The organism is Hymenobacter rigui, assembly GCF_003944715.1.
Taxonomy (GTDB): domain Bacteria; phylum Bacteroidota; class Bacteroidia; order Cytophagales; family Hymenobacteraceae; genus Hymenobacter; species Hymenobacter rigui.
In genome coordinates this window covers 15,629-29,311 of the sequence record NZ_RWIT01000009.1, presented here as the reverse complement: position 1 = coordinate 29,311, position 13,683 = coordinate 15,629, and the positions used below count along the sequence as shown (strand labels likewise).

Sequence of the window (13,683 nt, the reverse complement as noted above, 5' to 3'; positions counted from 1 at the left end):
TCGCTCCATGCAGCCGAATCCCAATCAACCGCATACGCTTCCGCCCACCTATTTCGATGAGGTATACCGGGCGAATGAAGACCCCTGGAACTTTGAAACCAGTGCGTACGAGCAGGAAAAGTACGCCGCTACCGTGGCCGCCTTACCGAAGCCGCACTATACATCAGCTTTCGAAATCGGGTGCTCACTGGGGGTGCTTACAGAGCAGTTGGCTATGCATTGCGGGCAGTTGCTGGCCGTGGATGTAGCCGCCGCCGCCCTGGCTAAAGCCCGCCAACGGTGCGCGCACCTGCCCCAGGTAGAATTTCAGCTGCTGCGGGTGCCCGAGGAGTTTCCGGTCCGGCAGTTTGACCTGATTATGGTATCGGAAGTGGGATACTACTGGAGCCCCGAGGACCTGCAGATGGCCCGCGAAAAGATACTGGGGGCAGTGCGCCCCGGCGGACACGTGGTGCTGGTGCACTGGACCCCGCCCGTGCACGATTATCCCCTGACCGGCGACGATGTGCACGATTTCTTTCTGAGCCAGGTAGAGCCCGCAGGCCTATTTCGCCATTTGAATAGCCAACGCGCCGCGACCTACCGGCTGGATGTACTGGAGCGCGTGTAGGCCATTTCCTACCGTTTAGCGCCGCAACGCCGCCAGTAGCAGCCGTAATTCGTGCGTGGCCTGGCTTAAAGGCAGCGCTTCGTACTCGGGGCTGCGTTGCTGCTGCCGGGCCCAGTTCCAGAACGCTCCAAATGTTGCGTAGTTTGTTGCTGCCTCACTTAAATGGAGCAGTTCCGTAAAAACTTCCTGCGAACTTAAAGTCAGGCCGTGCGCGTGTTGCCAGACGGCTCTTAGGTTTCGGCGCAGCTGTATCGTGGCGGCTATGCCAGCCGGGTGTGGTACTAAGGGTTCCTGTGGACCCAGCCGTTGCCATTCCTGCAATTGCCAGGAAAGCCCCACTGCTACCCGGCCCTGCTGCCGGGCCGAAGTATATACCCGCACGGCGGAGCTGTGGCGTACCTGCAAATCGTGCTGCAGCAAGCTCTGGTATAAGGCTTCATCTTCTAGATACGGAACGGCTGGTACCCCTCCTACCCGGCGGTAGGCAGCCGTGGTAACGGCCATACTGGCCCCAAAATGCTGGTGGTGCCGGGGCCAGGGGTCGTGGGGAACGGGGTCGAGGACTTCTTCCAGCTGAATTTGCAGCAGCTGGTACGCGGCATCCTGCAACTGCCGCCGACGCACCGGACAGCCGGGCACGGCATCACTCATCAGAATCCGACCACCTACGGCATCGGCACCGGCGACTAGTGCAGCCCTGTTGGCAATGAGCCAAGTAGAAGCTACCTGCGTGTCAGCATCGGTACTGGCAATGAAGCGCAGTGGCTGCCCAGCTTGCTCCAGCCGCCTACACGCCTCATCCATCAACAGTTGCCGGGCCCGCCCAATGTGGGCTTCCGCCTTAAGCAGAGTAGTTTCAGCAACGTGCAGCGCAAGGTGCGGGTGGCGGGTCCCAAACTCCCGGGCCAGTTGGGCAGTGGCATCCTGGCAGTTATTGGCTAGTACCAGCACCTCAAAACTACCCGGAGGCAAAGGGTGCCCCTCCTCATCAACCTGCGCAGCCAAAGCAGTCAAGGCGGCCACAATGGTGTCAGCCTCATCTTTGGCAGGCACAATGACGCTGGCATATAGCCCGGGAGCCGGCGGCGGAGCCAGTTGCCACAGCGAACTAACGGCGGAACCCGCCGACGCGGTGGAATGAAAACGGAGGGGAGTGGCGTGGGACATGCACAGCTTCCTACGCATAACCCGCCGGCATCAGCCAAGACGATACCAGAAAAAAGCTTCACTGTCGAGCTTAAAACGCACAATTCCCCGAAGCGGACCGCCTCGGGGAATTGCGTAAAAGGTACGGGTGAAAGTTGGCTAGAACGCCTCGCCCACAGCGAAGATGATGCCCGAGTTGCCACCCGAGCCCACCCCGTAATCGAGGCGGATATTGAGCCGGTCGCGGCGGTTGAAGCGGAACCGGGCCCCGGCCCCACCGGCAAATTTCAGCCCGTCGAAGGTATAGTCGCTAAGAGCCGGAGCCACTTCGCCCACGGCACCGAAAACGGCTCCATCGATGCGCCAGAACAATTTCTGCCGGATTTCAGCCTGCGCCGTGGTAAACTGACGGTCCCGGTAGCGGGCCTCGTAGATACCGCGCATCAGGTAGGCGTTGTTGTAGAGTGAGCCGCCCAGCGTGGCCCCCATGCCGCCCCACTCCCGGAACGGCACCGAGCCCGTGTGGTACTGGCCCAGAAACTGCAGCGCCAGAATGGTGTTGTTGGAGCCGAACAGCGGGTTAAAGTGGCGGGCATCCACCATGTAGCGGGTGAAGTTGTAGTCACTGCCCAGGCCTTTGCCCGCAAACAGCACGTGCGCATCCACAAAGTTACCCCGGTAAGTAGCCAGCACGTTGTCGCGGCCGTCGTAGAGCAGGGCCGGGCCCACGCCCGAGGTGGTATAGCCCGCGCGCTGGGCTTCCGGAATGGTGTAGTAAGAGTTGGTGTTGCCTTCCTGGTCCTTGAGCTTTACTTCGCCCAGGTCGGTGAGGCGGTAGCGCACCCCCACGAACAGGTTGGGCATCACCTTTTTCAGCACCTTCTCATCAAACACCCACAGCGGATACTGGATGTGCGACTCATCGGCCTTGCTGGTTTCATTGCCGCGGCCGTAGTAGTTGAACGCCAGATCATAGTAGCTCAACTCACCCGAGAAGTAGAATTTCTCCTCCTTGGTAAAGATGGTGTGCGTGAGCTGTACGGTCGTCTGCTTTTTCTGCGAAATCCAGGCGATAAGGCGGGCGTTAGACTTACGCACGGTGGTATCGGAGCCGAAGCGCCACACCGGCAAAATAGCCGCGCCCCCGGCAAACCCGGTTTCCTGCTGATAGAAGGCAATGGGTACCGGAATAAAGCTGGGCTTGTCCGGGTCGTCGGGGGTGAGCTTGAGCTTGGCGGTTTTGGGAGCCAAAGCCTTGGTGAGGCCAAGCGGCGCGCCAGCCGTGGGGGTTTCAGTGCTGGGAGTAGCAAGCGGAGCAGCCGAAGCGACTAACTCGGCGGGCTCCGGCGAGGTGGGAGCGGCAGACTGCGCCTGGGCAGCCGGAGCGGCCAGCGCACCTAGCGCCAGCAGCGGGTAGAAGAAGCGCATACGTTGATGGCTTGGGGACAGAATGGTGAATGGAGATGCCGGTGGCCGCGGCTATTGGCGTGAAGTGCTACTGCCTTCCGCGAAGCACGGCCCCGTAGCCCCCTAACGCAACAGTTGAGTCTACGGTTGTCGGCGGCTTCCACCAGTGGCTACAGCCACAGCATCGACAGTACCCCGGCCAGCATCACCCATTTGCACCAGGCACTGAGGCGGGCGAAATGTTTCCGCCGGTCGGCGCGGCGCAGGCGGTGGCCCAGCACCACCAGCGGCCCCAGCACTGCTACCAGCAGCCAGCTGGCGGGCAGCCAGCGGTGCTCCAGCACCAGCCGGTACACAGCCCCGGCAACCAGCAGCAGCAGGCACGCCAGAAAAAATCCGGCTACCCATTTGGTACGCGGCACGCCCCATACAATGGGCAGCGTGCGGCAGTCGTGCTGGGCATCCCCGCGCATATCCTCCACATCCTTCACAATCTCCCGCACCACAGTCAGCAGGAAGGCGGCCAGCGCATAGCCCCACACCGCCTGATGACCAGTGCGCATCTGCAATTCGGGCAGCAATACCAGTGCGGCCGTAAGAGTAGCAATGCTCAGGTTGCCGACCAGCGCCACCCGCTTAAACCGTACCGAATATCCCCACAGCAACACCGCCGACCCCAGATTCACGAGGCCCAGCAGCGGCGACAACATCCCGCTCACCCCCACCCCCACCCCCGACAGCACCAGATGTGCCAGCATGGCGTGGCGGCGGTTTACCACCCGGCCCACCACCAGTTTGCCCGGCCGGTTGATGGCATCAATCTTCACATCGTAATAATCGTTGATGACATAGCCGGCCGCCCCAATGCACAAAGCAGCCAGCACCATTGCCCCAAAGCCTGGTGTCAGCACTTGCTGCCACGGTGCCCCCGGCAGCAGCAGGCAGGCCCGCACCAGCAGCATGCACAGGCCCATGATGAGCAGGTTGGGCAGGCGCACCAACCGGGCCAGGCTTCGCCAGCTACCCGCCTCCGGCGCAGCCACTCCGGCTCCGGCAGCAGACGGGGTTTCAGCAGAAGAATCGGGCGGGCGGGACATGGCGGAGAAATCAAAAGGCAGCGGCAACTGCAAAGATGCATTACCTGGCCGCAGCCAGCACAAGAAAGCCTCCCCCGATACCGGAAGAGGCTTGCCTGTTGTGCTAAAAACCTACGTAAACCTATAGCTTACAGTTTCTTCACATTTACCGCGTTAACGCCTTTACGGCCTTCCTGAGTATCAAACTCCACGCGGTCATTCTGTTGGATCTGGCCCCCGTTAAGGCCGGTAATGTGGACGAAGAAATCTTCCTTCGTGCCGTCTTCCGTAATGAAGCCGTAGCCCTTCGACTCATTATAGAATTTTACGGTTCCTGTTTTCATGAAAAAGAAAAAAATTGGGTTGATGATGGTTGGGGTAAATATAGAGGGATTTTAGAAAAGCGCAACCCCGGCTGCGGGATGCGCAACTGGGGCTACAGGACAGCCCAAAACTATCAGGCTGCAAACATGGAGCGGGGGTTACCAGGTCTGCTGGTGCTTCATTACAGCCTCAATCAGCTCGCGTACGGCACCGTGGCCACCGGGCAGCGCGGCGGTGTAGTTGCTGATAGCGCGTACATCAGTGGCAGCATCGGCGGGGCAAGCGGCTATGGCGCAGCGGCGCATCACCTCAATATCGGGCATATCGTCGCCCATGTAGGCAATGGCAGCGGGCTCCAGGTGGTAGGTATTCAGGTAGTTATTGAAGATTTTCATCTTATCATCAACCCCCAGATAGATGTCGCGCACATCCAGCGACTCCAGCCGTTTGCGCACGCCTTCCTCCTCACGGCCCGAAATAACGGCAATCCGGTAGCCTTTGCGCAGTGCATGGCGCACGGCATACCCGTCGCGGATGTGGAAGGCCCGGGCCTGCTCGCCGGAGTTCAGGGCCAGCAGCGTGCCGTCCGTCAGTACCCCATCCACATCCAGAATGAATACTTTGATGGCCGATAGATCAGGAGTAGGAGAAGTAGTGCTCATACACAGTAAAAACACCGCTGAGTAACCGCACTGCCCCACCAGGAAGCGGCACCGTTACTCAGCCCGGTGAGTACACAAAAGGAAATTATTGGTTGTCGCGCCACTCGTACACCCACTTAGCCTGGATCTGCTCCAGATGGCCTTCGTTGGCCTGCTCGCGGGTGCCCTCAAAGTTGGGCAGGCTCAGTACCCACTCCAGCAGCTCCGTGAAGCGGATGCGGTAGATTTTCGCCTCGTTGAAGTCGTCGCCGAATTTTTCGTAGAGGGCCATGGCAATATCCTCATGGTCGCTCCACTTGATTGGGGGCTCGAAATGGTTCATTTTGATTGAGTTATGAATTATGAGTTATAAATTATGAGGTAGGAGTCAAGAGCAGCCCCATAGCCAACTCATCACTCAGCTTTCATAATTCATCTCTCTACTTAGTGGCCCAGGAACTCCTGGGGCGGAATCTGTACGACGATGTTCTGATTGCCCTGCACCACGCACTGGCAGCCCAGGCGGGAGTTGATGCGCGGGTTCACGGCCCGGTCGATGAAGTCTTCTTCCTTGTCCGAAATTTCGGGCAGGTCATCTTCGCCCTGCAGGATATACACGTGGCAGGTGCTGCAGCCGCATACGCCGCCGCAGTTGTGCTGCAGCTGAATATCGTTGTTGAGGGCCACATCCAGCACCGATTCGCCCTCAGCGGCCACGTGGGTCTGGTCGGGCTGTCCGTCCTGAAATTTGAAGGTAATATTTACGGCTTTCACGGCGGAATGCTAGGTGGATCGGGGGCAAAAATGCGGGTGCAAAGGTAGGCACGCGCCCCCCCGAATCAAAGTTACTTGCCAGGCGGTTTGTTTGCGGAGGTTTCGGCGGCCACTGCCTGAATGCTGGCCGTCAGCTGCCGGTACAGCAGCTGCCACGCGGGATGCCCGGCGAGAGCGGCTTCGTGGCGGGCCAGCGTACCGGCATCGTGGCGCACGGCCGGGCCGGTTTGGGCCGTAAAGGGCGGCTGACTCAGGGCTTTATCCACTGTTTCCCGGATAAGCGGCAGCAGCAGCTCCCAGGGCAGCCCTGCCCCGCTCAGCAGCGCATGACTGATGCCCAGCAGATGATTGGGAAAGTTGCTGGCCCATACGGCGGCCACGTGCAGCTGTAGCCGCTGCGCTGAGGTCAGTACCCGCACATCCTGACTGAGAGAATGGGCCACCTGTTGCAGCATAGCCAGTCCGGCCGCATCGGCGGCTTCCAAGCACAGCGGTACGGTCGGCCAGTTGATCTGGCGGCCCGGACTGAACGTCTGGAGCGGATAAAACACACCGCCCCGGATAGCCGGGTACGCATCAAAAACTGACAGCGGCAGCGCCCCGGCCGTGTGTACCACCAATGCCCCGGCCGGAAAACGTGCGGCCGCCAGCACTTCCGGCACCACCGCATCGGGCAGAGCCAGCAGGTATATATCGGCCGGAGGCAGCGCCATTAAGTCCGTCAGTACGGGAGTATCGGGCACGGCCGCCACAACGGCTGCCGCCGAGCTGCCATTACGGCTCCAGACTCCTGCTATATGATACTCTGCCTGGACTAGGGCTGGCAGCAGGTGGGTGGCCACTTTGCCAGCCCCAAGGAGCAGCACCCGAACCGGCTTTTCCAACATTAGCGACATACTATATTAAAGTGTGTAAAAACCATTCTCTTTATCTTTTTTTCAACCTTTTTCTGTCAATCCTCTCACAGTTTCAGGCAAAATTTAACATCTTGTCTCTGTTTACCCAGTTTCGGCTAAACGAAACTCAGCAGTACATCAGTCATTCTTTTCATTTTCACTTTTCCTTTCGTCGTTTTCTATGACACAACTTTACAAAGCGAACCGCACATCCGGCGCCTGGCGTAAGCTGGCACTGCTCGGGTTGCTGGGGCTAGCCTCCACGGCGGCACACGCGCAATTCAGCTATTCCACCACCTCGGCTCAGAATGTGGCGGGAACGTATGCTGACCTGGGTACAACCGGGACGGTTATTGCCACCACCAATACCGACGACGACAACTCGGCGGCTACGCCCATTGGCTTCACGTTTAACTTCAATGGTCAGGCATTTACTGACTTCGTGCTGAACACGAACGGCTTTATCAAGCTGGGTACCACTGCCCCGGCAGCGCCATATTACTATGCCGGTGCGCAGGACCCCACCGATGGTCCTCTGAACAACGCCACGCAAACCAACCTGATTCTGCCGTTTAACCTGGATCTGGTTTCGGGTACTACCGCAGCTGAATACCGCGTGGCTACCACGGGTACTGCTCCTAACCGGGTATGCACCATCCAGTGGAAAAACGTGAGCGATAAGACGCGTGATGGAGTTGGCAGCCAGTACGACAACTTCTCCTTCCAGGCCAAGCTGTACGAAACCACCAACCAGGTGGAGTTTGTATATAGCCTGCCTACCGCCGTAGCGGCCAGCGCCGATGCTTTCAAGCTGGCTGTGGTGGGACTTAAAGGCTCAGGCAACTCCACGACTCAAAGTCTGGTGATGCAGAAAGGCTCGGCCGGAGCCTGGTCGGCGGCGTTTGCCGTGGCCGGTAACTACCCCGCTCCTACTGCTACTTCCGTAGCGGCACACGGCATCCGCAAATCGGTACTGCCAGATGCCGGCCGTACTTACCGGTTCAAAACGGTTTTTGCCAACGACAACAAAGTACAGGTTGTGTACACGCTGGGCAAACTACCTATTCCGTATGGCGCACCGCACACCATTCAGGCAGTGGTAACCAACGTGGGTACTGCGGCCCAAACCAACGTATCGGTAACGGCTACGGTGAGTGGAGCGAATACCTTCACCAGCACCAAAACTATTGCCACGCTGGCTGCCGGCGCTTCTTCTACGGTAAGCTTCGACCCGTTCACGCCTACCGCTACCGGCTCGGAAACGGTGAGCGTGGCTGTGGCCAACGACGACGATAACACGAACAATACCTATACCCTGGCGCAGGAGGTTTCGGCTACTACTTTTGCGTATGCCCAGCCCGGCGTAGCTCCCGGCAGCAGCATCGGCTTCGGTACCAGCGGTTCTATTCTGGCCGTGAAATACACCACTACGGCTCCTCGCACGGTATCGGCCGTAACAGCCCGCATCGGCGACCCGAACTCGGTAGGTAAAACCATTTACGGAGTTGTAGCTGATAATTCCGGTGCCATTCTGGCCCGCTCGGCCAACTACACGGTAGTAGCTGCCGACATCAACACCGATAAGACCTTCACGCTCACTTCGCCGGCTTCCGTAACTACCGGCAACTTCTTTGCCGGTGTGGCGCAGGTAGCCAATGCTACGGCCTACTATCCAGTGGGAGTTCAGGCTTTTGAAGTTCCTACCCGTGCAGGTGCCTATTTCAGCATTCCGCTGGCGGGCGGCACGCCTTCTGACCAAAGCGCTGCCAACCTGGGCGCTATCATGATTGAAGCAGTAACGGGTGCTCCCGCTACCTGCCCTCCTCCTACGGCACTTGCTGTAAACGCTGTTACCACTACCGGTGCAACCGTAACCTTCACGGGTCCTTCCAATGGTACCGGCTACGTAATCATCTACGGCCCGGCTGGCTTCAACCCCGCTTCCGCTGGCACTTCGGTAACCACTACCGCCTCGCCTTACACGCTAACCGGCCTCACCTCCTCCACGCGCTATGATGTGTACGTGCGGGCCAACTGCGGCGCCACCGACCAAAGCACGCTCACTGGCCCTATTACTTTCTCTACGGCCTGCTCGCCTCCTATTATCGCCACGTTCCCTTACACGGAAGGCTTTGATGGGGTAGCAGCCGGGGCTCTGCCCTGCGGCATAACCGTAACTGACGCAAACAACGATGGTAAAACGTGGACTGTTGTAGCCTCTAACCCCGCATCGGCTCCTAACTCCATTCGCTACTCCTTCAACTCGGCTAGTGCTGCCGACGACTGGTTCTTTACCCCGGCTCTGTTCCTGCGTGCGGGCTCCAACTACCAGCTCTCGTTCAAGTACCGTGCAAGCGCGTCTTCTGGTGTAACCTTCCCCGAAAAGCTGGAGGTAAAATACGGCTCAACCGCTACGCCTACGGGCCAAACGAACACCCTGTTCCAGAATGCCAACGTCAACAACATCACCTACTCTACTACCGTTGCCGGTACTGCCGCAGGTCAGGTTTCGTTGATTACACCCGCCAGCAATGGCAACTACTACGTTGGTTTCCACGCCTATAGCGACGCCGATCAGTTTAACCTGTACGTGGACGATATCAGCATTTCGGCTGTTACCGGTACTTCACAGGCCATGATGCGTGCTATCAGCATGTACCCCAACCCTTCGGCCGGTAGCCTCAGCATTGAAGTGCGCGGTGCCAACGCCAAAGGCGGCCTGGAAGTAGAAGTAACCAACCTGCTGGGTCAGCGGGTACACACGGCCACCGTGCGCGACAACATGACCAACCAGGTAGACCTCTCCAAACTGGCCAACGGCATGTATACCGTGAAAGTGAAAAACGGCAACGAGTACATGCTCCGCAACATCACCATCCAGAAGTAATTCCTGCTTCCGGTACTCCGCAAAAAGGGCAGCCAGTCGGCTGCCCTTTTTTGTATCCGAATGCCAGTTTTAGGAGCTGATATCCTCGAAAGATGGTTTATCGGGCAAATTATAGAGCTTCGTTCCACTCGGCAGCGGGGCGCTATCGGGCGGGTCACCACGGCCGGCTCCCGCTCCCACGCAACCACAGCAGTACATGGCAACCGGCCCGACGGACTGTACTGGCTGGCCCAGAACACCGTTCACCAAACCACTGGTAATCAAACTAAAAAAAAGCGCCCCGGCAGTTACCGGGGCGCTTTTTTGATTATAAATAATATCGGTTATCTGGTGGCTAGGCTACCTGCTGGGGCTTGCGGCTCTTCTGGGGCTGGCGAGTGGCGGGTGGCGCTACGTCGGCGCCGTCGGTTTCGCGGCGGCGCTTATAAATGGCCATTCCGAAGCCCACCGCCATGAGCAGCGTACCGCTCCAGAGCAAGTTGATGAATGGTTTCTCCACCGCCTTCAGAATAATGTAATCCTTCTGGGTAGTGCTTACCCCGAAAGTAAACTTGCTTTTCTGAGGATCCACGTTCAGGAAACTCAGGCGCAGACCCAGGTCTTCTACCTCATCAGGCACGCGACCAATAAGGCGGTTGCGCACCACGAATACGGGGTGAACATGGTATTGCTTCTTCTCACCATACACTAAGAAGTCGCCCTGAATAGCCAGGTCACCTTTTTTCAGGCCCAGGCCAGCCGTCTGGTGGGCGGGCTCCACGGCCCGGAACACGGCAAAGTAGTCGTTGAGGAAGATGGTGTCGCCCACGCTCAGCACGTGCTCTTTCACCTCACTCCAGTCCTTCTCCTTATCCACGGGCGGCACGGCGCTGATGTGGGAATAGATATCGTGGTCGGCAAATTTCTGAATATCGGGGGAAGCCAGCAGGCCGCCCATTTCCTCATTCACCTGCGCCCGGGGGTACAACGTAAACGCGTCGCCGGACTTACGGTCCTTGTACTCGACGCGGTAGTAGGTGTTTTCGGGGTTGATTTCGACGGTGTCGCCAGCTTTGTAGTACACCTTGTCGCCACGCTTGATATCGGCGCGGGCCAGGGTTTTGTACTCGTCGGCGGTGCGGTAGAGCAGCTGCTTATCCACGTAGCCGGGCACACCGGGCACGTCCCAGAACTGACCGGTGTAGCGCACGTCGTACTTGCCCATGGGGGCGGGGTCGTTGCGCCACAGCAGCACGTTGTCTTGGTTGGTGGTCTGGTCGAACTCGCGGGAGTAAAGCAGGCCCGATACATTCTGGCTGATGATGTTGGAGTAGCCGGCCGAGGCCAGAATGCCCAGCAGCATCAGGGCAATGCCAATGTGCGCAATGCCGCCGCCCGAGAGGCTCACCTTGCGCTTCACTAGCGTGAGCACCATGCTCAGGTTGGCCAGCACCCCAAACAGGGCCGTAGTCAGCAGCACGATGTACACCAAGTCCATTTTATGGCCGTAATACTGCACCAGCAGAATAACCAGCGCGGCCACGAGCAGCGTCAGGATGCCGGGCACCGTGAGCGTATTGGTCAGGCTCGATTTGTCATTCTTCTGCCACCACATCACCTGCGCCAGCCCCGAGAAGAAGGCTACGCCCACACCCATCCAGAGCTGGAACTTGGTGTAGTGGGCAATCTGGTCGGCGGGCAGCGCCAGGTTCGATTTGATGCCGATAAAGCCCAGGAAGGCGTTGTACACCGGAATGCTGGTGGTAAACAGTACCTGAAACGCACCCAGGCATAGTACCGTGGCACCCACAAACACCCACAGCTCGGGGTTATAAGTGGTCAGCTCCTTTTCCGAAACCGGAATGTGCTTCCAGCGCCACACCAGCAGCCCAATGCTGAGCACCACGAAAGCCGCCAGATAAATAATCAACTGCCCGGAAAGGCCCAGGTCGGTGAAGGAGTGCACGGAAGCGTTGCCCAGCACCCCCGAGCGGGTGAGGAACGTAGCGTAGAGAATCAGCAGGAAGGTGGCAATAACCAGCACAAACGAGGTACGCAGCGCCGTGCGGCTGCGCTGCCACAACACCAAGCCGTGCAGCGAAGCCACCAGCACCAGCCACGGAATGTACACGGCATTTTCCACCGGGTCCCAGTTCCAGTAGCCCCCGAAGTTGAGGGTTTCATAGGCCCAGTAGGCACCCATCACAATACCCACGCCCAGAATCATTCCGCCCCAGAGCGTCCAGCGCATGGCCGGGCGTACCCATTTGGTGTACTCGCCTTTCCAAAGGCCGGCTACGGCGTAAGCAAACGGAACCAGCGTGAGAGCAAAGCCCAGGAACAGGGTAGGCGGGTGAATCACCATCCAGTAGTTCTGCAGCAGAGCATTCAGGCCGGTACCATCCTTCGGCACAAAACCGGGATTGGTTTTCCACACCGGCAGGTCGGGCATGAAGTCGCGCAGCAGGATGAAGGGGGAAGAGCCGATTTTGAGGTTGCCCAGCACCACTCCCAGAATCATGGAGGTGAGGAACAGCTGCACCCCGGCGAAGATGGCCATGACGGGGGCTTCCCAGCGGCGGCCGTAGCGCATCAGCACCAGCCCGATGCACACGTGCCAGAAAATCCAGAGCAGAAAGGAACCCTCCTGACCTTCCCAGAAACAGGAAATCATGTAGTACACCGGCAGGTGGTTGCTGCTGTGGCTCCAGGCGTAGTAGTACTCGTAGCGGTGGCCGTGAATGATGCCAAACAGGCACACAATTACAGCTACTACCGCTAGGCTGTGCACCAGAAAAGCGCCCCGGCCCAGCCGCAGCCAACCGGCATCCGTATCGCCGAGGCTGCGGCCCTGAGCGGCTTTGAAATAGGAGTATGCCGCTACGGTGGCCGCCACGAAGGCCACAATGACACTCAGGTGCCCTGCGTCGCCGATAAGGGTATTCAACATGTGCTGCTGCGTTGAAAGTAAATCAGGTTGCCAGATACTCTACCAAACTGATTATGAGTTGTTTTGTCTATCTGAGCAGAAATTCGGTGCCGGCGCATCCGGCTGGCTCGTCGTTCCCACTGTTTCTGTTGCTGTGTCGCCTGCTGGCGCGCATCTGTTGGCGGCTTCGGTGCCTGATGGCCCATCTGACTGTGGTTAAACCACTGCTGCTGCACCAGTACCGGGGCCACGTTGTCCTCTGATTCGGCAATTATCTGGTAAAGGTAGCGCCCCGGGGCGGTTACCGTATCTGTCCAGCTGTACGCCGAGGCGGCAGTACCGTAGGTGCTACGCGTCACCTCCACCACAGCTTGACTACTGGCCCGGAACGCGGCGGCTTCCCGCCGCCACACCCGAAACCGTGCTATGGAGTCTATCGAATCGGGCAACGTCCAGCGGAGTGTAACTAGGCGGCTGGCACTGGGAGCCGCCGGGGCGGGCGGTAAACTGGCAGCCGGCAGACCTTGGGCAATACTGCTTACTGCCAGGTTAAACCGGCAATAGTCGCGCAGATACCCATCCACATTCAGCAGATACACCTGACCGGCCTGCAGCCCCTCCAACGGCACAAACACATCATCCTGACTACCCAAGGAAGTACACGACAGGATGCGGTACGTGGCCGGTTCACAAGGAGTACCCGTGAGTACTACCAGCTGTACTCCGCGCGTATCCCGGCACTGCTGCCCACTGATATTCACAAAGTAGCGGCCCGAAACCGAGGGCGTGAACTCAAACCACTGGTCGTTGTGGTATTCGATGCATTTTCCAGTCAACCGCTCATCTACACATTGCCACTGTACCGTGCAATTGGTGGTAGAAGAGGCTATGGGCTTTTCGACCTGTAGCATTAGCCGCTGGGCAATGTCGTCGTTGGGAACCTGGCCGGTAGCGGGAGTAATCGTCAGCAACAGGAATGCGGTCAGCAAACCAACCAGAACCCGGAGCTCGGCT

12 protein-coding genes are annotated in these 13,683 nt (G+C 58.7%); 2 read left to right on the top strand and 10 right to left on the bottom strand.

Annotated features, from left to right (window positions below; translation table 11 throughout):
• Positions 1 to 7: 7 nt before the first annotated feature.
• The gene (locus EI291_RS15315; RefSeq protein WP_125421763.1) at positions 8 to 610 is read left to right on the top strand and encodes an SAM-dependent methyltransferase; all 603 of its coding nucleotides are present in this window, start codon (positions 8 to 10) and stop codon (positions 608 to 610) included.
• 15 nt (positions 611 to 625) lie between these two features.
• On the opposite strand, the gene EI291_RS15310 is transcribed toward EI291_RS15315, so the two are convergent.
• From EI291_RS15310 to EI291_RS15275, 8 genes are all read right to left on the bottom strand, one after another.
• A complete protein-coding gene (locus EI291_RS15310) occupies positions 626 to 1,663 on the bottom strand; it encodes a glycosyltransferase (protein WP_170172672.1) in 1,038 nt (345 codons plus the stop codon).
• A gap of 252 nt (positions 1,664 to 1,915) precedes the next feature.
• Positions 1,916 to 3,184: a BamA/TamA family outer membrane protein gene (locus EI291_RS15305; RefSeq protein ID WP_125421757.1), complete on the bottom strand. Its 1,269-nt coding sequence runs from the start codon at positions 3,182 to 3,184 to the stop codon at positions 1,916 to 1,918.
• Between the two features lie 149 nt (positions 3,185 to 3,333).
• Entirely contained in the window at positions 3,334 to 4,260 is a 927-nt protein-coding gene (locus EI291_RS15300) for a geranylgeranylglycerol-phosphate geranylgeranyltransferase (protein ID WP_125421754.1), read from the bottom strand.
• Positions 4,261 to 4,388: 128 nt separating this feature from the next.
• Positions 4,389 to 4,583 (bottom strand): cold-shock protein, encoded by a 195-nt coding sequence (locus EI291_RS15295; protein ID WP_125421751.1) that lies wholly within the window; start codon positions 4,581 to 4,583, stop codon positions 4,389 to 4,391.
• A gap of 138 nt (positions 4,584 to 4,721) precedes the next feature.
• Entirely contained in the window at positions 4,722 to 5,225 is a 504-nt protein-coding gene (locus tag EI291_RS15290; protein ID WP_125421748.1) for a KdsC family phosphatase, read from the bottom strand.
• Between the two features lie 85 nt (positions 5,226 to 5,310).
• Positions 5,311 to 5,547, bottom strand: a complete 237-nt coding sequence (iscX, locus tag EI291_RS15285) for a Fe-S cluster assembly protein IscX (RefSeq protein ID WP_125421745.1) — start codon at positions 5,545 to 5,547, stop codon at positions 5,311 to 5,313.
• Positions 5,548 to 5,648: 101 nt separating this feature from the next.
• Positions 5,649 to 5,978 carry a 2Fe-2S iron-sulfur cluster-binding protein gene (locus EI291_RS15280; RefSeq protein WP_125421742.1) on the bottom strand — a complete coding sequence of 110 codons (330 nt, stop codon included), beginning with the start codon at positions 5,976 to 5,978 and terminating at the stop codon, positions 5,649 to 5,651.
• A gap of 71 nt (positions 5,979 to 6,049) precedes the next feature.
• Complete coding sequence (locus EI291_RS15275) at positions 6,050 to 6,874, bottom strand: Rossmann-like and DUF2520 domain-containing protein (RefSeq protein WP_125421739.1); 825 nt, start codon at positions 6,872 to 6,874, stop codon at positions 6,050 to 6,052.
• 181 nt (positions 6,875 to 7,055) lie between these two features.
• On the opposite strand from EI291_RS15275, the gene EI291_RS15270 reads away from it, so the two are divergent.
• Positions 7,056 to 9,761 (top strand): T9SS type A sorting domain-containing protein, encoded by a 2,706-nt coding sequence (locus tag EI291_RS15270; RefSeq protein ID WP_125421736.1) that lies wholly within the window; start codon positions 7,056 to 7,058, stop codon positions 9,759 to 9,761.
• A gap of 334 nt (positions 9,762 to 10,095) precedes the next feature.
• Here the strand turns inward: EI291_RS15270 and ccsA are convergent, their stop codons facing one another.
• Entirely contained in the window at positions 10,096 to 12,690 is a 2,595-nt protein-coding gene (ccsA, locus tag EI291_RS15265) for a cytochrome c biogenesis protein CcsA (protein WP_125421734.1), read from the bottom strand.
• Positions 12,684 to 13,640: a hypothetical protein gene (locus EI291_RS15260; protein ID WP_170172671.1), complete on the bottom strand. Its 957-nt coding sequence runs from the start codon at positions 13,638 to 13,640 to the stop codon at positions 12,684 to 12,686. Before EI291_RS15260 ends, ccsA begins: the two co-directional genes overlap by 7 nt.
• Positions 13,641 to 13,683: the final 43 nt, after the last annotated feature.

Bases quoted from the DNA above. Each gene is read 5' to 3' on its own strand.
- EI291_RS15270 (WP_125421736.1), top strand. From the start codon at position 7,056: ATGACACAACTTTACAAAGCGAACCGCACATCCGGCGCCTGGCGTAAG.
- ccsA (WP_125421734.1), bottom strand. From the start codon at position 12,690: ATGTTGAATACCCTTATCGGCGACGCAGGGCACCTGAGTGTCATTGTG.
- iscX (WP_125421745.1), bottom strand. From the start codon at position 5,547: ATGAACCATTTCGAGCCCCCAATCAAGTGGAGCGACCATGAGGATATT.
- EI291_RS15295 (WP_125421751.1), bottom strand. From the start codon at position 4,583: ATGAAAACAGGAACCGTAAAATTCTATAATGAGTCGAAGGGCTACGGC.
- EI291_RS15315 (WP_125421763.1), top strand. From the start codon at position 8: ATGCAGCCGAATCCCAATCAACCGCATACGCTTCCGCCCACCTATTTC.
- EI291_RS15300 (WP_125421754.1), bottom strand. From the start codon at position 4,260: ATGTCCCGCCCGCCCGATTCTTCTGCTGAAACCCCGTCTGCTGCCGGA.
- EI291_RS15290 (WP_125421748.1), bottom strand. From the start codon at position 5,225: ATGAGCACTACTTCTCCTACTCCTGATCTATCGGCCATCAAAGTATTC.
- EI291_RS15275 (WP_125421739.1), bottom strand. From the start codon at position 6,874: ATGTCGCTAATGTTGGAAAAGCCGGTTCGGGTGCTGCTCCTTGGGGCT.
- EI291_RS15305 (WP_125421757.1), bottom strand. From the start codon at position 3,184: ATGCGCTTCTTCTACCCGCTGCTGGCGCTAGGTGCGCTGGCCGCTCCG.